Source organism: Pseudomonas sp. MWU16-30322 (genome assembly GCF_020515535.1).
In the GTDB taxonomy this organism is placed as follows: Bacteria; Pseudomonadota; Gammaproteobacteria; order Pseudomonadales; family Pseudomonadaceae; genus Aquipseudomonas; species Aquipseudomonas fluorescens_H.
Map to the genome: position 1 here is coordinate 91890 of NZ_JAIWYL010000013.1, position 16908 is coordinate 108797.

Below are 16908 nucleotides of genomic sequence, written 5' to 3' on the forward strand. Positions count from 1 at the left end.
CCATCATGGAAAAACGTGAAGAACTCTACCGCGGCAAAGCCAAATCGGTTTACAAGACCGACGACGCTGACCGCTTGATCCTGCTGTTTCGCAACGACACCTCGGCGTTCGACGGCAAGCGCATCGAGCAGCTCGACCGCAAAGGCATGGTGAACAACAAGTTCAACGCCTTCATCATGCAGAAACTCGAAGCGGCCGGCATTCCGACCCAATTCGACAAACTGCTGGGCGACAACGAGTGCCTGGTGAAGAAACTCGACATGATCCCGGTCGAGTGCGTCGTGCGTAACTACGCCGCCGGCAGCCTGGTAAAACGCCTGGGCGTCGAAGAGGGCATGAAACTCAACCCGTACACCTTCGAACTGTTCCTGAAGGACGACGCCAAGGGCGACCCGTTCATCAACGAATCCCACGTCGTGGCATTCGGCTGGGGCACCGCCGAGCAACTGGCGCGCATGAAAGAACTGTCGCTCAAGGTCAACGAAGTCCTGAGCAAACTGTTCGACGACGCCGGCCTGCTGCTGGTCGATTTCAAGCTTGAGTTCGGCGTGTTCAGCGACGGCTCGATCGTCCTGGGCGACGAGTTCAGCCCGGACGGCTGCCGTCTGTGGGACAAGGACACCAAGAAGAAAATGGACAAGGACCGCTTCCGCCAGGGCCTCGGTGACGTCATCGAAGCCTACGAAGAAGTCGCCAAGCGTCTGGGTGTACCGCTTTAATCGACGCAAGCATCTGATAGCACGGAGAAAATTTGCGAAAGAGGGTTTGCTTTCCGCAGAAGTGTTGTTATGATGCGCGCCGTTGGAGAGATGCCAGAGTGGCCGAATGGGACGGATTCGAAATCCGTTGTACCTTCACCGGTACCTAGGGTTCGAATCCCTATCTCTCCGCCATACCTTTAAAACCTTTGTAAATCAAGCACTTGCAGAGGTTTGGAAAAAGCGTTTTGTACCAACGCTTTGTACCAAAATAAAATAGCCCTGATCTTCGGATTGGGGTTTTTTTTGCGCAGAATTTGACCAACTGCTGGGGATCATTGATCTGTCCTGTCGAAGCCAAGCTCACAGGTAGGTCCACTTCATATCGGAGCGAATTTAAGACGTTGTAAGGCGCTTCGGCATGCCCGTGACAAATCCGGTAGGGTGGGGGCTGAAAATCGCTCAAAACGCTTCACAGAGGCATCTCTACGTAGGATCGATACGCATGAACCCTTGATGAACTCCAGAATCTCAAAGGCGAAGCGTTCGACCGCTTCCGTGAGATAGACATGCCCAACACATGGATTGCGCTCAATCCGTACATCAAAGGGTTTAAGAACGATTTCATCGTGCCGCAAAGGTTTTGGGATTTCGAAAATTCATACGCAGCAAGGATTCAGAAGCGTTTCGCTGAACCAGCACCTGTGGTCGAACTGGTTGAGGAAAGAAAACCCATTCGATCAAAACTAAAAATGTGAGGAAAGATTCGCCGTTAAGGCGAATTTTGGTTTTTTCATTTGGTAGAATTTGATTCATAACCAAATAATACTGAAATGATTAAATTCTACACGCTCGAAGATTATGTCGAATTTTTCGCTCCACTTTACGATTCCATTACTGAAATAGCTACCCGACACGGATACAAAAAATCCGGTAACACCTTAAAAGACTATAATGATGACTGTCTAATTCTTCTAGAGGATTATGCCGTGCATTTGGCTGCTGACGTGCCTTTGATAGTAGTGAAAGAGATAGGGTTAGCAGTCAGGAAATTTAAGAACAAGGATGTGACGCTTTTATGTGATGGTTCGTTTGTAACGCATAAGCAAATCAAGATGCTTGTTGAGATGGAGAAGCAGACCGCCTAAATGGCGGTTTTCTTGTCTTGTAGTGGCGTTGTGCGACTACCTGCCGCTGAGTTACAATCGGGTCATTATGACATAGGGATTTTGTGTATGGCTATCAAACGCGAAGAAATAATTAAAAACATCATTGGTATGTTCACCCGATTTTCAGATAAGGTCTTATTTGAGAACGCCGTAGGTTTCTTAGATATAAACAAAAGCGCAGAGCCATTGTTCATGGGCGTTTTGAATCGTGTTTACGATTTGCAGCTCCAGAACATGAACTCAATTCAAAGAAATTATCCCGCTATTGATTTGGGCGATGAAGGCTCAGGCATTTGCTATCAAATCACATCATCGGGCACAAACGAAAAATATAATCATACTCTTGAGAAATATAAAGAGAAGAAACTGGACGATAAATTTCGCGAGCTGCGATTTTTGCTAATTGGTGAAAATAATATTACCAAAAAAGATCCTGATGTGAGGACCAAGGTTTTCACCTTGAAAAGTCTCATTCAAGACATTGATGAGATGCCTGATCGCGACCTTGAAGAATTTGAACAATATTTTTCTACTCAAATGAATGAAAGTCGTGGTGCTGGAAGTATTTTACGAGCGCCGCTATTAGCACCAAACGGCTCGGATTCTTTCGAGAGGTTTCTCAAGCATCTCCGGGTTGATGATGAAGATAGGGATGACGCAATAAGAGAGATGAATGATTTTATTAAGCTTTTGCGTAAACTTCCAAGTCAGCTAAGAGAGCTTCTTTTCTTCATGGTTTCCGAGGGTAAATTTCCAAATAAAACAAGGCGTTCAAAAGGCGATACCGATAGAGCGTATATTTCTGTTGATGTTGTCGAGGATGAGTTTGGTCGTAGTATTTCCGGCGCGTTACGAACTTTAGCCCAAAGAGGTTTGGTTGAGTACGAAGAAAATTATAGTCCATCAACTTATGAAGATCAGATTACCGTATACAGGCTATTTTATTATGGAGAGAAATCAGATATAAATTTTGTCGCTGCAGTCAAAGATTTTCTAGATGATGATCAGGAAGATCTGCGTGATTTTTTTATAAACACAGATACATCAAAATTTGCATAAACATAAGCCCCAGTCTAGGGGCTTCGTTTACGGCTTGATTCTACGGTTAGGGTCACTGCCAGCCTTCGGCGGTTTGCTGACTGGTGGTGTCGCTTTTGCCGGTGCTGACGAACCTGCAGGACTGGTCGAGGTTGCCGGTCCGGTGACAGGTGCTGGACTCGCGGGAGAGATAGCCGGTGCAGGAGGTTGGCTCGCATGGGTTGAAGCTATTGGAGCCTTCTGACGCTCTTCTGCTGATGGATCATCATCGAGGGTTATACCGGCACGTCTCAGAATGTCCGCCAATTCGACAGAGGTTACATTTTCCGCGCTAGCGAAGTGTTCTATGACCTTCTTCTGCTCTGCCTTGGTGAGGGTGAGCTTGTCCATGTGAGCGAAGGCGTCCGGCTCCATGCCCATCTTCACGCCGTACAGAAGCCCGTAGAGCTTTGGACGTTGGTCTACGTCTACGTCGAGCTTACGATTCGTGCGAAGGTAGAGGAGCTTCGGTTTGGCATCTGGTTGAGCCTGCACAGCTTCAAGGTGCTTCTTGACCTTATCTTTGTTCGCTTCGATCAGCTTGTCACGCTCAGCATCGAGCATCGCATGTGCTTCTGCCTTGAGGGCTGCCGATGGCGTGTAGTTCGTGATTTTTATGTCATGCAACACAGACTGGATGTACATGAGACGTTGAATCTCAGGGTTGTCGGTTCCCTTACTCGAGGACGGGCATGCCTTAGCCTAGATAGTTCAGGCGTTGAAACGCGCCGCTGAGTCGAGTTCGTCAATGTCACCTTCTTCAATTTTTAAATCCAGCATTTGAACCACGAGATCAGCCATATCGTCTTTGTAATTACGTTCTCCTTCGTGGTTGAGTATCCGTCCTTCTCTGGTTTTTTCTCATCCTCATCAGGCGGTAGCGGAACATCATCTTCAATGGGGTAAACCTTGCTCATTACACATTCCTTGTCTTCAAGCTTTGGGTGGTTGCGCCGAGAGTTTTCAGGCGCAGCGTTCCTTGATGATAGCCTATGGCAGTCATTACGGATTGCCCGCTATGACGGTAGCCTGTTGCTGAGGGGGCGCGGGGAGCGTACAACCCATCAATGACAAAGGGAGATTCCATTGATCAAGCAGTACGTAGCAGCAGGAATGATTGGGTTGGTGATGTGCGGCTCTGTGTGGGCTGCAAGCAACGAAGATGAAGCCGCTGCGCTGGCAAGCCTTACGGAGGTTCAGAAGATGTATGAGAACCGTCCACAGGGCACGTTCAATGAGGCAGGCACGCGAACCCTTACGAAGAAGGACATTAATGACTGCGTGACGCAGATGACCGAAGCGAAGAACAAGCTCGATGCTGTGAAGCAGCAATACAGCTCGACCAAAGCCTATCAGTCGATGCAAACCCGCATGCTCACAGGGCAGGTCCGCGGTCGCTTAGCGACCTGCAAGCAGACCAAAGATACGCTGGGTTACTGACTAACGCTCAATGAAAGGCAGATCATTGGTGACGTTCTGCCTTTCGTATGGATTGATCTGGCAAGATTTCTGAGCCTTGTATCGTCGTTGCCTAGCTGTTTGCCTGCGTCTTATGAAATTCTTCAAGACACTCTGTGAAATCGTTCCTGAATTCCGTTGAGCTATGATCGTTTATCCAATAGTAGCTGCGGATTTCATTTGCTTGGGTTTCTAGCTCTTTTAGCTTTTCAGAAATTACATCAATTTCGTCAAGTGCATTTTTCTGTGCCATGGAATTCTTACGAAGTTCCACGTATCTCCAAAATTTCCCCGCTTCTATGTTGGTGATTCTTTGACCGTAATTGAAAAGGGTCGTAGTGCCTGCCTTTTGTAATCGTGCGTAGAATTTTAGCTGGTTGATAAAGACGGTAGATACGTTTTCGAGTGTTATATGGTTTTGCGTTTCGTTTTTCATGCAGGCGTCGATAAATGGAAAATTATCGTCGTGCTCTATGTTAAACCATGAAAATGAAGTTCTATATGATTGCGTGGTTGTCGCTATTTTTTCATGTTCCTTAAAATACTCGTATGCGTCGAAGAGAATTTTATCTTGCTTCCCAACTAAATCTTCGTATTTTTGATCGAGAGCCTTGAATTTCTTATCTATTTCCGATCTTGGCATCGTTTGCTGCGCGTTACCAAAATTTCTTGAGGATCGATATGCATAATCGGCAAGGAAATCAGAGTATTCTAGTTCGCCCTTATGGGCTAGCTCCTGTGCTAGTTTGTGAAGCTCGGCTTTAGCACCAACAAAGTCGCAATCGTCTATTTTGGCAAAGATTGAATTCAGCTCTTCATGCTTCACGTTGGATCTCCCTATGTGGTGGTAGGCAAGCACATTGCCTGCTTTACCCTGATGCGTGATACGTGGCGTGATCCTCAATAGGAGGAAATCGTGAGCCTGCCACGCTTTGAAACCTTCGTCGAGCACTGGTATGGTCCGATCTAGAGCGTTTCAACGTAAGGGAGCGGCATGAAGATTTGGGCGTGTGCGAAAGGGGTAAACGGCTTCATCAATCGGGAGGATGGTCGCTACAAGCTGTTCTTCATCTGGCAAGTCCTCAAGATGCGCCGCCTGAACCCCTCTGAATTCAGCGCTTTGACCTTCTTCAGTACCCACAGCCGAGAGGAAAAGCGCCGTGAGATGGTTGCCGTCAAGAATGGGTATTTCCGGTACAAGAACCTTGATCCGATGACTCGAACTGGTGACAGTGATGGCGAATCCCTTTCCCATGCCTGTCTCATAGCCATCCTTTCCCAGCTCGAAACGATCAATTTCGTCATTGATAATGAGATCGTTCCCTTCACCTTCACGCGCCTCGTAGCTGAGGAAACCCGGTTAAAATTCGGGAACGGCAATGGCTACATTCCTGACCTGTATGGCGAGTTCACAGCCGACAATCCTTACTACAAGAAGTGGGGAGGGAAGGTGGCGATTGAGGTCTACTATTCGAACCCATGCGGCATGCAGAAGGTTGTCGATTTCCGTGACCACGGAATCCCCATCATCGAAATCAAAATTACTGACAGCATCAAGGTTGAGAAGTACATCAACAAAGATGATGTAGAAGGGAGTCTTGAGAGGCGCTATCAGCAGGTTTCTGAAATCGTTTCTCGGCAGTTGTACTGCAAAGTGCTTTCTGACCCGGTGAGCACCAGATTCCATGAAGATTTCGCACGGCAGGCAGAGAGGGATCGGATAGCTCTGGTCGAGAAAAACAAGCGCGAAACCACATTTCTTTTCAATAAGCTTCGTGAAGCCGAATCGCTCGCTGAGGCGGTGGGCAAGGAGCGGGATGGCTTTTCCCATGCGAAAGGTTTGTTGGAAAAGGATAAAGCTGGTCTTGAGGCTTCGACCACTGAGCTGACTCAAAGCGTTGAAGATCTGAAAGCCGAGCTTGGAAAATACAAGACGGCGTATACGAACAGGGTTAACGAGATCAAAACCTTGAAGGGCAAATTGGAAGATGCCAAGGCAGGATTCTTGACGAAGGTCTGGCGAGCGATAAGCTCGGAGAAGGCATAATAAAAGCCCCAAATAAGGGGCTTTTTTATGGTTTCATTTCAATAGGTGGATATTGAAAACATCTGTCAAAATCCAATTAATTAGAAAACACATCGCGACGGCGAAAAGGTAAAGCTATTCAACGTGAACGTTGAAAAGACCTCGATGGAGCTTGAAGGAGTGTCCTGCTATGCCTTGTCCGAGGGTGCCGAGCCGAAGCAAACCATCGCCAGTACAAGGTCGTTCGGTGAGAGGGACTTTCAGATTCTGAGCTTCAGCCTTGGAGCCTGTCTTGAGAGACTGGGAAAATTGGCTCTTACCGAAATACTCGCGCAGGTCTTCTGGGATGACGTATCTGGCGTGCCAAGTGCCTGCTTTGAGGATAAGATTGTCTGCTGCCATATGGGGCACGCCTGCTGTGCGGTAGAGATACTGTTTTGTACCAGTATTTTGTACCAAACTGAAGCGAAACCCTTGCGGGGCTTGCGTTTAGAGGGCTGAGAGGCTGGTGGCAGATTTTCCCTATCTCTCCGCCATACATAGAAAAAGCCCCGTAGCTGAGAAGCTGCGGGGCTTTTTTGTTTCTGCTCGCTTGAGTAGTGAGCAAGTCCTGTCGCCGGAACCCGAGGTTGAAAAGTCGATAATCGAACGTAGGTCGATTTATGCCTGTTCGTACGTAACTCTCGGAGTCTGCCTACAGCTCTATCTCAAATCACTCCCTATCCTGATTTGCGTGCCCGATATACACCGGAATCAGGACAAAAAGACGCCGCTTTTCAAGCCTGGAGAGCGGCGTTGTCCGTTTATTCAAAGGGCGCTTCACGGATCAGCGGTATGAATCGCGATTGCCAATTTTTCCTGCGCGGTATCATGGTGTAATACTATGAACAACAAACAGCTCGGTACGCTCGCAGCTATATTTTCACGACCCACCCCCGCTACATTGGAATGGGCGCGCATCGAGTCTCTTTTCAACGCGCTCGGGGCCAAAACCGTGGAGGGCAATGGATCGAGAGTTCGGTTTGAATTGAGAGGCGTGGTCGCCACGTTCCACCGGCCTCACCCGGATAAAGAAGCAAAGCCCTATCAGGTTCGTGATGCTCGGGCTTTTCTTGAACAAGCAGGAGTCACTCCATGAATGTGATGAATTACAACGGGTATGCCGCTCGAATTGAATACAGCGATGAAGATGGTCTTTTTGTTGGCCATATCGCAGGGATCAAGGACGTCGTAGGTTTCCATGGCGAATCTGTAAAAGAGCTTCGGTCAGCGTTTGAAGAGGCTGTTACTGACTATCTGGAGACTTGCGCCAAATTGGGTCGAGCCCCGCAAAAGCCTTATTCGGGCAACCTCAGTCTGCGTTTGGCGCCAGCTCTTCATGCGACTGTTGCCGTAAAAGCGCAATTGGCTCAAAAGAGCATCAATCAGTGGGTTGCGGATGTTCTTGACCGAGAGACCCATGCCTAGCTTGATTCTGGTAACGACAAGGTCTAATTCACGCCGTTCCCGAACAAAGCAAAAAACCCCGTAGCTGAGAAGCTACGGGGCTTTTTTGTTTCTGCGGGTTTTATCGAGCACCCGCCTCAGTCACTCACGGTTGCGAGTGCCCCAGCTTCTGTTTGATCAGGTCATACACTTGCTTGTGCGTCGAGTTGCGCAGGGTGTTGTCCTTGCAAGCCGAGGCCAGGAAGGTTTTCACTTCGTCCCTGGCGTGCGGATATAGGCTGGCGACGTAGTCGGCTTCGTGCGTTTGGGTGCAGTTGAAGTGCTTGTCGTCTTTCGCTTTGTCTCTAGCCATGGTGCGGCTCCTTTTTTGAGTTGAATGTCATGTGGCGGAACAGGGCTGGATCGCCCCATACGCTGAAGAGCGTAGGGGCGCAAAAGTGCTTCGCCAGTGAGTCAGGCAAAAAAGGAAGAGGCTGTAGGACGCGGCGCCATGCCGGGCGGCGCGGTCAGATCTCCTTCACCGGTGTCTCTCCCTGCACACCCTTGATCAACTCGATCACATGTAAACAATCGGCCTTGTTCACATAGGACTCGCCACTGGCAATCGTCTCGTGGTTGCCCGCCCGCAGCCTCCAGCGCCATTGGCCTTTGCCGGTGCTCGGGGTGCCTCTGGATTGGCGGTAGATCTCGAAATACATTCAGTTCGCTCCTTGCGATGGTGTTTGCGACAACCTGTGTGGCGCATCGTCGCAAGCCTAGCGGAGCGAGTTTTTTTCGCTATCGGGCATTTGTTTCCAATCGTTGGCAGATGTTTCTGAAGAGTGCGGACTAGAGCGCACGCATCGGCGTCTGGATTGGCCAAAATGTCGCCAATTCCACCTTGCAAGGCTATCGGCGCTACTGCTTAATACGGGACGGCTCATGGCGTCGAAAATCTTCGACGACCGACAATCACTATAAAAAGAGCACTCCATTGACTGAGCACGGAACGCCACAGGCCACACGGGTCAGGTTATCGCTGGTTGTCCCCGTTTTTAACGAGGAGGACAGTCTCAATGCATTCATCCTGCGCATTGACGAAGTGTTTCAGCATCAGCCGTCGATCGAGCTGGAGCTGGTGTTCGTCAATGACGGCAGCACTGATGCCACACTTGAGCGGCTGCTGGAGCGTCAGCAGCACGACGCGCGTCTGCGCATCGTCGATCTGAGCCGCAATTTCGGCAAGGAGGCGGCGTTGTCCGCTGGCCTGCAGATCGCCTCCGGGCAGATCGTTGTCCCCATTGACGCCGACTTGCAGGACCCGCCCGAAGTCATCCTGCAAATGATCGAGCGTTGGCGCGAAGGCTATGAAGTGGTGCTCGGTCACCGCATCAGCCGCCGCAGCGACACCTGGGCCAAACAGACATCGGCGCACTGGTTCTATCGTTTGCACAACAAGATCGCCGAGCAGCCGCTGCCGGAAAACGTCGGTGATTTTCGTCTGATGGATCGTTGCGTGGTCGATGCCTTGCTGACCTTGCCCGAGTCCCGGCGCTTCATGAAAGGTCTGTTCGCCTGGGTCGGGTTTCGCACCACCCACGTTGATTACGAGCGTCCTGAGCGTGTGGCGGGGCAGAGCAAGTTCAACGGCTGGCGGCTGTGGAATTTCGCGCTGGAAGGTATCACCAGTTTCAGCACCGAGCCTCTGCGAATCTGGACTTACATCGGCGCGGCGGTCTCATTGGTGTCTTTTGCCTTTGCCATTTTTATCGTGGTGCGCACGCTGATCCATGGCGTCGATATGCCCGGTTATGCCTCGCTCATGGTGGCTGTGACGTTCCTCGGTGGCCTGCAACTGATCGGCATCGGCGTGCTCGGCGAGTACCTGGGCCGCACTTATATTGAATCCAAACGCCGGCCGGTTTTTCTGGTGCGTCGCGTCTACGACCCCAAGGACTGAAACATGGATCTCAAGGAAACCGACATCCTCGGCGACAGTATCGATGAGCATTGGTATTACTGCTCCAAAGCGGCGGCGACTCGGCGTGTGCTCGGTGATGCACCGATCACACGGATTCTCGACGTGGGCGCCGGCTCGGGTTTCTTCTCCCATCACCTGCTGACTCGAACCGCTGCGCGCGAGGCGTGGTGCGTCGACATCAGTTACCCCGCCGATTCCGATGCGACCACCGCCGGCAAACCGGTGCATTACCGCCGCGACATCGAAGCCGTCGACGCTGATCTGGTGCTGCTCATGGACGTCCTGGAGCATGTCGATGACGACCTCGGTCTGCTCAAGGCTTACGTCGACAAGGTGCCGTCCGGCAGCCGTTTTCTGATGACCGTGCCGGCCTTCCAGTTCCTGTGGAGTGGTCACGATGACTTTCTCGAGCACAAGCGCCGTTACACCCTGCCACAGTTTGAAACCCTGGCCCGTGACGCCGGTTTGAGCGTGCAGCGCGGCGCTTACTTTTTCGGCGCGGTGTTTCCGATCGCGGCGGCGTTGCGGTTGCTGCCCAAAGGGCCGCAGGCCGCAGCGCCGCAGTCTCAGCTCAAGCGCCATCATCCGCTGGTCAACGGCGTGCTCAAGACTCTTTGCAGTCTTGAACTGCCGTTGATGGGCCACAATCGTCTGGCCGGCCTGAGCGTGTTTGTGCTGGCGCAAAAACCGTGATCTCAAGCGACAGGAAAGCGCTGATCCAGCGCGGTCTGCGCTTTGCCGTGACCGGTCTGTTCGTCACCGCGCTGCATGCGCTGGTGGCGGTGCTGTTCATCAATTTCGTTGCGCCTCAACCGCCGCTGGCCAACGGTGTGGCGTTTGCCGTGGCGACGGTGGTGTCTTACGTGATCAACACCACCTGGAGTTTCTCGGCCCGACTGCACGGCAGAACATTGCTGCGATTTCTATCGGTATCGGCGTGCGGTTTTCTGTTGGCGATGTTTGTCGCCTGGGCCGCGCAGATGGCCGGGTTGAATTATCTGTTGGGCATCGTCGCGGTGGCACTGACGATTCCAGCGTTCACCTTCGTCTTGCACAATTTCTGGACCTATCGATGAGCCCCGCGCCAAAGCATTCGGTACTTTCTTTACTGCCGCTGATGTTTGGTGCGCTGATGTTTTTTGTCGTGATCGGGCCGCAGGCGCTGGATCCGCAAAACATTGCCTGGCTGGAGCAGGGCGATCCAGCGACGCATTATCTGGGCTGGGAATTCTTTCGGCATTCGCCCTGGACGTTTCCGGTCGGACTCAACCCGTTCTATGGGCTGGAACTGGGCAGTTCGATTATTTTTTCCGACTCCAATCCGCTGTTGGCGCTGCTGTTCAAACCCTTCAGCGCATGGCTGCCGGAGACCTTTCAGTATTTCGGAATGTGGCTGCTTGCGTGTTTTGTACTGCAAGCCTGGTTCGCCTGGAAACTGCTCGGGCTGATAACTGCCCAGCCGCTGATTCGCTTGCTGGGCACCGCGTTGCTGGTGTTTTCGCCGCCAATGTTCCTGCGCATGGGCGGACACCTTTCCCTTGCCGGACATTTTCTGATCCTCGCCGCACTGTATCTGGCCCTCCTGCCGAATCTGCATCGCCGCCGTCTGGCGTGGGGCACGCTATTGGCGGTGACAGCGTTGGTGCATGCGTACTTGCTGGCGATGGTCGCGCTGATCTGGGTGGCGGATCTGCTCGGCAAGACGTTCAGCCAACAATTGACTCGTCGCCAGAGTCTGATTGAAGGTGTGACGCTCTTCGCCCTGGTGAGTGTGTGTTGCTGGCAGGCAGGCTACTTTGCCATCGCCGATGGCGCGGCCTCCGGAGGTTTCGGTCTGTACCGAATGAATCTGCTGTCGCCCGTCGACCCGGCGGGCTGGTCGTTGATCCTGCCTGATCTGCCGAAGGCCAGTGGCGACTACGAAGGCTTCAATTACCTCGGCCTGGGCGTGCTGTTGTTAGCGCCGCTGTCGTTGATTGCCTGGCTGAGGAACAAGCAGGCCGTGAGCAATGAACTACGTGCCAGGCCGTGGCTGTTGATGGCATTGTTTGGCCTGTTCCTGTTTGCCCTTTCAAACCAGATCGGAGTCGGCGCATGGACGGCTCACTACCCGCTGCCGAAAAAAATCGTCGGCCTGGCGAATATCTTTCGTGCGTCGGGACGAATGTTCTGGCCCGTGTTCTATGCGCTGAGTCTGACCCTGATTTTCCTGGTGGTGCGCGGTTATCGTCCGCGCGTGGCCATCGCTTTGCTGGCGTTGGCGGTGACGGTGCAAGTGGTCGACACCCGTAACGGCTGGATGGGCCTGAGGCAGGGCAAAACGGTCGCGCCAGTCTCGGTCTGGAGCACGCCGATGCAGGATCCATTCTGGGCCAGCGCGGCTGCGCATTACACCAAGGTGCGTATTCTGCTGCCGCAGAACCAGCCGGATCGCTGGCAGATGGTGGCCGGTTTCGCAGCCACCCACGGCATAAAAACCGACGCGGTCTATCTGGGGCGCATGAGTACATCGGCGACGGCCGAGGCCCAACAGAAGGCTCGAGGCATGCTTGAGTCGGGTCAGTACGACACGGACTCGCTGTACATCCTCGACGATGAGGTGGTGCAGGCAGCCGCCAAAAGCATCAACAGCGACACCGACCTGCTGACGCGAGTGGATGGCGTGGTAGTGCTCGCACCTGGCTGGAAACGTTGTGCTCAATGCCTGTCCATCCATGATGAAGGACGGCAGATGTCGTTGATTCCACTTCTTCAACCCGGGCAGGCGCTGACGTTCAATCATAAAACGCGGCAACTGGCCGACGGCTGGTCGACGCCGGAGAACTGGGGCACATGGTCACAAGGGCAGCGGGCGCAAATCGTTTTGCGGGTGTCGCCGCAAGCGCGTTCAATCGTCATCGATGCGTTGGCATTCATCCAGCCACAACACCCTGGCCAGCGGGTCATTGTGAGCTTGAATAGCCAGCAGGTGCTGTCCACGCAACTGACGCAATTCCAGGCTAACCGTCTGGACATTCCGATCAGTGCTGCGCTCAGTCAACGCCTGAAGGACGATGATCGACTGACGATCGAGCTGCAACTGCCGGACGCCATCAGTCCGCAGCAGTTGGGGCTCAACGACGATACAAGGGTCATGGCCCTTGGCATCAGGCAACTGACGGTAGATTGAGCCATCGTGGTGATGGACGCCACACCCAAGGCCTTTCTACACTGCCCTCCAGTCTGGGACCGGGGGGCAATGGATGAATCGAAATGAATTACGCAAGGCCGACATCAACCTGATGGTGGTGTTCGAGACCTTGATGCTCGAACGCAACGTGACCCGGGCGGCGGAAAAGCTGTTTCTCGGCCAGCCGACCATCAGTTCGGCGCTCAATCGCTTGCGCGCGATGTTCAACGATCCGCTGTTTATCCGCGTCGGCCATCGCATGGAGCCGACTGCCCGGGCCGAGGAACTGTTCAAATACCTGTCGCCGGCCCTCGACTCACTGTCTGTGGCCCTGAGCTTGACCCACGACTTCGACCCGGCCGTGAGCAACATGACGTTTCGCATCGGCCTGTCCGATGACGTCGAGTTCGGTCTGTTGCCTCCGTTGTTGCGGGCGCTGCGCCAAGAGGCTCCCAGCGTGGTATTCGTGGTGCAACACGTCGACTACTGGCGCATCCCCGACCTGCTGGCCGCCGGCGACATCACCGTCGGTATCAGCCAGACCCGAGGTTTGCCGGCCAATGCCAAGCGCAAACTGCTGCGGCATATCCAGCCGAGCATCCTGCGCGCCGATGCCTCCGATTCGCCGCTGACCCTCGATGAATACTGCGCACGTCCGCACGTGCTGGTGTCGCATACGGCCAACATCAGCGGCTATGCCGATGAATGGCTCGCGGAAATTGGCCGTACCCGGCATGTGGTGTTGTCGGTGCCGCAATACAGCGCGCTGCCGGCGTTGCTGGCCGGTACTGATCTGATCGCCAGCCTGCCGGACTATACCGCCGAAGCCATGGCCGCCTCCGGGCTGCTGTTCAAGGAACCGTTCCCGTTCAAAACGCCGATGCTGGATCTGTCGATGGTCTGGCTCAGCCATGTCGACAGCGATCCGGCCGAGCGCTGGCTGCGCTCGCGGCTTGAGGCGTTCATGAGTGAACGGCCACTGACCGCGCCCTGACCCCCAACACAAATCTCTTGTAGGAGTGAGCCTGCTCGCGATGAGGGGGGGGCGGCCGACATTGATGTTGTCTGACACCACGCCATCGCGAGCAGGCTCACTCCTACAAGGGTTTGCGTTCGTCCGGTCTGCCTGCTTTGCTCAATGGCAATGACCCCGGCTGGAGACTTGTCCGATGAGCATTTCCCGTTCGTTGCTGCGTGGGCGCGGCAGTCTCGACAGTGGCAAGGTCGGCATGGTCGAACTGTTTTTCGATCTGGTGTTCGTGTTTGCCGTGACTCAGCTCTCGCATTCGCTGCTCGCGCATTTGTCGATCCTGGGCACGGTGCAGGTGGCGCTGTTGATGGTCGCGGTGTGGTGGGTATGGATTTTCACTTCGTGGATCACCAACTGGCTCGACCCGGAAAAATTGCCGATTCGTCTTGGCCTGTTCGGGCTGATGATCGCCGGTCTGCTGCTGTCGTCCTCGATCCCCAAGGCCTTCACTGAGCGCGGGCTGATGTTTGCCGCGGCGTTCGTGTTCATGCAGGTCGGGCGCACGCTGTTTGCGATCTGGGCGGTGCGCGGCGAGTCGTTGAGCATGACCCGCAACTTCCAGCGGATTCTGGCGTGGTTGATGCTTTCCGCAGTGTTCTGGATCGCCGGAGCCTTTCTCGACGGACAGCAGCGTCTACTGTGCTGGACGCTGGCGCTGTTGATCGAGCTGATCTCGCCTTCGCTGTATTTCTGGGTGCCGGGACTGGGGCGTTCGTCGTTGAGCGACTGGAACGTCGAAGGCAACCACATGGCCGAGCGTTGCGCACTGTTCGTGATCATCGCTCTGGGCGAGTCGTTGCTGGTCACCGGTGCGACTTTTGCCGAACTGACGCTGAGCCTCACCGGGGTCATCGCGTTTCTGGTGGCGGTACTGGGCAGCATCGGCATGTGGTGGGTGTACTTCGACAGCGGCGCCGAGCGCGCCCATCACCGCATCGCGCATTCGAGCGACCCGGGGCGCCAGGCGCGCATCGCCTACACCTACCTGCACGTGCTGATTGTTGCCGGGGTGATTGTCAGTGCGGTGGCCGACGAACTGGTGCTGGTGCATCCGGATCACGCCAGTGACGCCGGGATCCTGGTGATCGTGGGCGGGCCTTGGCTGTTTCTGTTGGGCAATGCGCTGTTCAAGTGGGTCATGTCCGACCGGCCGCTGCCGCCCTTGTCGCATGTGGCGGGGCTGGTGTTGCTCGCGCTGGCACTGCCGCTGGCGTTGCACCAATGGTTTTCGGCGTTGATGCTCGGGGCGCTGACCACGGCGATCGTGGTGCTCGTTGCGCTGTGGGAAAGCCTGGCATTGCGTCAGACACCGGCCTCGATAACCGCCGAAAAAGCCGCAGGAGAGTAGGGCGGTGCTGTGGTATACGTACGAACTTTCTGCCGACTGACTGGAGCACTTGAATGCCACACCTGCATTTGGAATACACCGCCAATCTGCCGCAACTCAATGCCGACGTGGCGTTGATCCGGCTCAACAATACGCTGGTGGGTTCTGGTCAGTTCGCAGCGGAATTCGACATCAAGAGTCGCGCAGTCAAGGTCGAAACCTTCAAGGTCGGCACCGGTATGGGCGAGCGCGCTTTTGTCCATGTGAAGCTGGCGCTGCTCAGCGGTCGTTCGCCACAGATCAAGAAGCAGCTCTCGGAGAGCCTGCTGGCGGTGTTGCAGGATCTGTGCGAGTGGCCGGCCGGGGTCGAAGTGCAGTTGTGCGTGGAGTTGCTCGATATCGACCGCGATTCCTACACCAAGACCGCCATCGGCGTGTAGGACTCAGGCTGCTTCCAGCTCACTGCACACCTTGATCACCTGCTCGCGCAGCCAGACGTTGGCGCTGTCCTGATCAGCGTTCTGGCTCCACTGCATGTCGAGGGTGAACCCCGGCAGGCCGTTCGGCGCCTCGCAGTGATTGAACACCGCGTCGTTGGTCAGCAGGCGCTGGATGCGCCGGGGCAGGGTGAGGATGAAGTCGGTCCCGGTAATCATCTTCAATGCCGCGCTGTAGCTGTTGGAGCGCGCGACGATCTGCCGCTTTTGCGCCTGACGCGCCAGCCAGCCGTCGACCATGTTGGTGGTGGAGGTCCACGGTGTCGGGAACACGTGCCGCCGTTCGGTGAAGGCCTGCAGACTCAGCCGCGGCTCCAGCGGCGTGGCGCGTTTGTCGAAGACACAGACCAGATCATCTTCCAGCAGCATTCGCGACTTGAGGTCGGTGTGGCTGCGGTGGAAGTTGGGACCGAAACAGATCACCAGATCGAGGCTGCCGTCGCGCAATTCGTCGGCAGGCACGTCGGTCTCGAACTTGTGCATGTTGACCACCACCGGCAAATCGTCGAAGTCGAAACGCTTCAACAGGCGCGGCAACACCAGTTGCTCGAAGTATTCCGGGGCGCAGATATTGAAGGTCACCGCTTGCCGGGTCGGATCGAAGACCGGGGCGCCGGCGTGGCACAGGTTGATGCTTTCGAGGATCTTCCGCACATGGCCGTACATGGTGCCGGCCTTGTAGGTGGGACGCATGCCTGTGCGGGTGTTGATGAACAACTCGTCTTCGAAACTGGTACGCAATTTTTTCAGGCAGTAGCTGACAGTGGACTGGCTGACGCACAGCGTCTCCGAGACATCCGTGACGCTGCTCTGCTCATACACGGCGATAAACACCATGAGGTCCTGCATGTCGAGCTTTCGAAGCAAGTTACTGTTCAGCATCCGTTCCGTCTCGCTGTGCTCCTTGCGCTGAATCCGCGCAAACGTGTGCGCATGATCGTAGCGGAACGATGGTGCCAGGACAAAGCCCTGTAGGACGTTTCAATGTCGCCAGTGGGACAGAAACTTTTAGCAACACGACGTCGGCAAATAAACCGCAAAAAGATGGCAA

At 54.3% G+C, this 16908-nt stretch carries 22 protein-coding genes and 1 tRNA gene; 17 read left to right on the forward strand and 6 right to left on the reverse strand.

Translation table 11 applies throughout. The annotated features are described in order from the left end of the window. The first annotated feature begins 5 nt into the window (after positions 1–5). The 5 genes from purC to LCH64_RS24725 all read left to right on the forward strand — a co-directional run bounded on the left by purC (position 6) and on the right by LCH64_RS24725 (position 2926). Positions 6–719 (forward strand): phosphoribosylaminoimidazolesuccinocarboxamide synthase, encoded by a 714-nt coding sequence (purC, locus tag LCH64_RS24705; RefSeq protein ID WP_003222578.1) that lies wholly within the window; start codon positions 6–8, stop codon positions 717–719. Positions 720–803: 84 nt separating this feature from the next. Further along, positions 804–893: transfer RNA gene (locus LCH64_RS24710), tRNA-Ser, on the forward strand. Between the two features lie 374 nt (positions 894–1267). Continuing rightward, entirely contained in the window at positions 1268–1456 is a 189-nt protein-coding gene (locus tag LCH64_RS24715; RefSeq protein WP_226501566.1) for a hypothetical protein, read from the forward strand. Positions 1457–1531: 75 nt separating this feature from the next. Beyond that, positions 1532–1846 (forward strand): hypothetical protein, encoded by a 315-nt coding sequence (locus LCH64_RS24720; RefSeq protein WP_226501567.1) that lies wholly within the window; start codon positions 1532–1534, stop codon positions 1844–1846. 87 nt (positions 1847–1933) lie between these two features. Beyond that, the gene (locus LCH64_RS24725; protein WP_226501568.1) at positions 1934–2926 is read left to right on the forward strand and encodes an SMEK domain-containing protein; all 993 of its coding nucleotides are present in this window, start codon (positions 1934–1936) and stop codon (positions 2924–2926) included. 27 nt (positions 2927–2953) lie between these two features. Here LCH64_RS24725 and LCH64_RS24730 read toward each other — a convergent pair whose 3' ends face one another. Then, positions 2954–3589, reverse strand: coding sequence for a hypothetical protein (locus tag LCH64_RS24730; RefSeq protein WP_226501569.1), 636 nt, complete (start codon positions 3587–3589; stop codon positions 2954–2956). A 122-nt stretch (positions 3590–3711) separates the two neighbouring features. Continuing rightward, positions 3712–3861 carry a hypothetical protein gene (locus tag LCH64_RS24735; protein ID WP_226501570.1) on the reverse strand — a complete coding sequence of 50 codons (150 nt, stop codon included), beginning with the start codon at positions 3859–3861 and terminating at the stop codon, positions 3712–3714. Between the two features lie 169 nt (positions 3862–4030). Between LCH64_RS24735 and LCH64_RS24740 the strand changes: the two genes are divergently transcribed. Beyond that, on the forward strand, positions 4031–4384 hold the full coding sequence (locus LCH64_RS24740; protein ID WP_226501571.1) for a hypothetical protein: 354 nt from the start codon (positions 4031–4033) through the stop codon (positions 4382–4384). 91 nt (positions 4385–4475) lie between these two features. Here LCH64_RS24740 and LCH64_RS24745 read toward each other — a convergent pair whose 3' ends face one another. Further along, entirely contained in the window at positions 4476–5228 is a 753-nt protein-coding gene (locus LCH64_RS24745) for a hypothetical protein (protein WP_226501572.1), read from the reverse strand. A gap of 168 nt (positions 5229–5396) precedes the next feature. Between LCH64_RS24745 and LCH64_RS24750 the strand changes: the two genes are divergently transcribed. The 4 genes from LCH64_RS24750 to LCH64_RS24765 all read left to right on the forward strand — a co-directional run bounded on the left by LCH64_RS24750 (position 5397) and on the right by LCH64_RS24765 (position 7895). Next, entirely contained in the window at positions 5397–6449 is a 1053-nt protein-coding gene (locus LCH64_RS24750) for a hypothetical protein (RefSeq protein WP_226501573.1), read from the forward strand. Between the two features lie 123 nt (positions 6450–6572). Then, on the forward strand, positions 6573–6929 hold the full coding sequence (locus LCH64_RS24755; RefSeq protein ID WP_226501574.1) for a hypothetical protein: 357 nt from the start codon (positions 6573–6575) through the stop codon (positions 6927–6929). Between the two features lie 382 nt (positions 6930–7311). Beyond that, entirely contained in the window at positions 7312–7566 is a 255-nt protein-coding gene (locus LCH64_RS24760; protein WP_226501575.1) for a type II toxin-antitoxin system HicA family toxin, read from the forward strand. Next, the gene (locus tag LCH64_RS24765; protein ID WP_226501576.1) at positions 7563–7895 is read left to right on the forward strand and encodes a type II toxin-antitoxin system HicB family antitoxin; all 333 of its coding nucleotides are present in this window, start codon (positions 7563–7565) and stop codon (positions 7893–7895) included. Before LCH64_RS24760 ends, LCH64_RS24765 begins: the two co-directional genes overlap by 4 nt. Positions 7896–8019: 124 nt before the next feature. Here LCH64_RS24765 and LCH64_RS24770 read toward each other — a convergent pair whose 3' ends face one another. After that, positions 8020–8226, reverse strand: coding sequence for a hypothetical protein (locus tag LCH64_RS24770; protein ID WP_003222579.1), 207 nt, complete (start codon positions 8224–8226; stop codon positions 8020–8022). Positions 8227–8380: 154 nt separating this feature from the next. Continuing rightward, positions 8381–8572 (reverse strand): DUF1508 domain-containing protein, encoded by a 192-nt coding sequence (locus tag LCH64_RS24775; protein ID WP_007963291.1) that lies wholly within the window; start codon positions 8570–8572, stop codon positions 8381–8383. 275 nt (positions 8573–8847) lie between these two features. Between LCH64_RS24775 and LCH64_RS24780 the strand changes: the two genes are divergently transcribed. The 7 genes from LCH64_RS24780 (at position 8848) to LCH64_RS24810 (ending at position 15800) form a co-directional block, all read left to right on the forward strand. Continuing rightward, complete coding sequence (locus tag LCH64_RS24780) at positions 8848–9813, forward strand: glycosyltransferase family 2 protein (RefSeq protein WP_226501577.1); 966 nt, start codon at positions 8848–8850, stop codon at positions 9811–9813. A gap of 3 nt (positions 9814–9816) precedes the next feature. Beyond that, entirely contained in the window at positions 9817–10527 is a 711-nt protein-coding gene (locus tag LCH64_RS24785) for a class I SAM-dependent methyltransferase (protein ID WP_226501578.1), read from the forward strand. Then, on the forward strand, positions 10524–10910 hold the full coding sequence (locus tag LCH64_RS24790) for a GtrA family protein (protein WP_226501579.1): 387 nt from the start codon (positions 10524–10526) through the stop codon (positions 10908–10910). Before LCH64_RS24785 ends, LCH64_RS24790 begins: the two co-directional genes overlap by 4 nt. After that, positions 10907–13003, forward strand: coding sequence for a DUF6311 domain-containing protein (locus LCH64_RS24795; RefSeq protein ID WP_226501580.1), 2097 nt, complete (start codon positions 10907–10909; stop codon positions 13001–13003). The genes LCH64_RS24790 and LCH64_RS24795 overlap by 4 nt, the downstream gene beginning before the upstream one ends. Positions 13004–13076: 73 nt before the next feature. Further along, the gene (locus LCH64_RS24800; RefSeq protein WP_103485624.1) at positions 13077–13997 is read left to right on the forward strand and encodes a LysR substrate-binding domain-containing protein; all 921 of its coding nucleotides are present in this window, start codon (positions 13077–13079) and stop codon (positions 13995–13997) included. Positions 13998–14172: 175 nt separating this feature from the next. Next, on the forward strand, positions 14173–15381 hold the full coding sequence (locus LCH64_RS24805) for a low temperature requirement protein A (RefSeq protein WP_226501581.1): 1209 nt from the start codon (positions 14173–14175) through the stop codon (positions 15379–15381). A 53-nt stretch (positions 15382–15434) separates the two neighbouring features. Continuing rightward, on the forward strand, positions 15435–15800 hold the full coding sequence (locus LCH64_RS24810) for a 5-carboxymethyl-2-hydroxymuconate Delta-isomerase (protein WP_003222593.1): 366 nt from the start codon (positions 15435–15437) through the stop codon (positions 15798–15800). 3 nt (positions 15801–15803) lie between these two features. On the opposite strand, the gene LCH64_RS24815 is transcribed toward LCH64_RS24810, so the two are convergent. Then, positions 15804–16739, reverse strand: coding sequence for a LysR family transcriptional regulator (locus LCH64_RS24815; protein ID WP_226501582.1), 936 nt, complete (start codon positions 16737–16739; stop codon positions 15804–15806). Between the last annotated feature and the right edge of the window lie 169 nt (positions 16740–16908).

Coding starts and splice junctions, on each gene's coding strand:
- purC (WP_003222578.1), top strand. CDS start 6: ATGGAAAAACGTGAAGAACTCTACCGCGGCAAAGCCAAATCGGTTTAC.
- LCH64_RS24715 (WP_226501566.1), top strand. CDS start 1,268: ATGCCCAACACATGGATTGCGCTCAATCCGTACATCAAAGGGTTTAAG.
- LCH64_RS24720 (WP_226501567.1), top strand. CDS start 1,532: ATGATTAAATTCTACACGCTCGAAGATTATGTCGAATTTTTCGCTCCA.
- LCH64_RS24725 (WP_226501568.1), top strand. CDS start 1,934: ATGGCTATCAAACGCGAAGAAATAATTAAAAACATCATTGGTATGTTC.
- LCH64_RS24730 (WP_226501569.1), bottom strand. CDS start 3,589: ATGTACATCCAGTCTGTGTTGCATGACATAAAAATCACGAACTACACG.
- LCH64_RS24735 (WP_226501570.1), bottom strand. CDS start 3,861: ATGAGCAAGGTTTACCCCATTGAAGATGATGTTCCGCTACCGCCTGAT.
- LCH64_RS24750 (WP_226501573.1), top strand. CDS start 5,397: ATGAAGATTTGGGCGTGTGCGAAAGGGGTAAACGGCTTCATCAATCGG.
- LCH64_RS24760 (WP_226501575.1), top strand. CDS start 7,312: ATGAACAACAAACAGCTCGGTACGCTCGCAGCTATATTTTCACGACCC.
- LCH64_RS24765 (WP_226501576.1), top strand. CDS start 7,563: ATGAATGTGATGAATTACAACGGGTATGCCGCTCGAATTGAATACAGC.
- LCH64_RS24770 (WP_003222579.1), bottom strand. CDS start 8,226: ATGGCTAGAGACAAAGCGAAAGACGACAAGCACTTCAACTGCACCCAA.
- LCH64_RS24775 (WP_007963291.1), bottom strand. CDS start 8,572: ATGTATTTCGAGATCTACCGCCAATCCAGAGGCACCCCGAGCACCGGC.
- LCH64_RS24785 (WP_226501578.1), top strand. CDS start 9,817: ATGGATCTCAAGGAAACCGACATCCTCGGCGACAGTATCGATGAGCAT.
- LCH64_RS24795 (WP_226501580.1), top strand. CDS start 10,907: ATGAGCCCCGCGCCAAAGCATTCGGTACTTTCTTTACTGCCGCTGATG.
- LCH64_RS24800 (WP_103485624.1), top strand. CDS start 13,077: ATGAATCGAAATGAATTACGCAAGGCCGACATCAACCTGATGGTGGTG.
- LCH64_RS24805 (WP_226501581.1), top strand. CDS start 14,173: ATGAGCATTTCCCGTTCGTTGCTGCGTGGGCGCGGCAGTCTCGACAGT.
- LCH64_RS24810 (WP_003222593.1), top strand. CDS start 15,435: ATGCCACACCTGCATTTGGAATACACCGCCAATCTGCCGCAACTCAAT.
- LCH64_RS24815 (WP_226501582.1), bottom strand. CDS start 16,739: ATGCTGAACAGTAACTTGCTTCGAAAGCTCGACATGCAGGACCTCATG.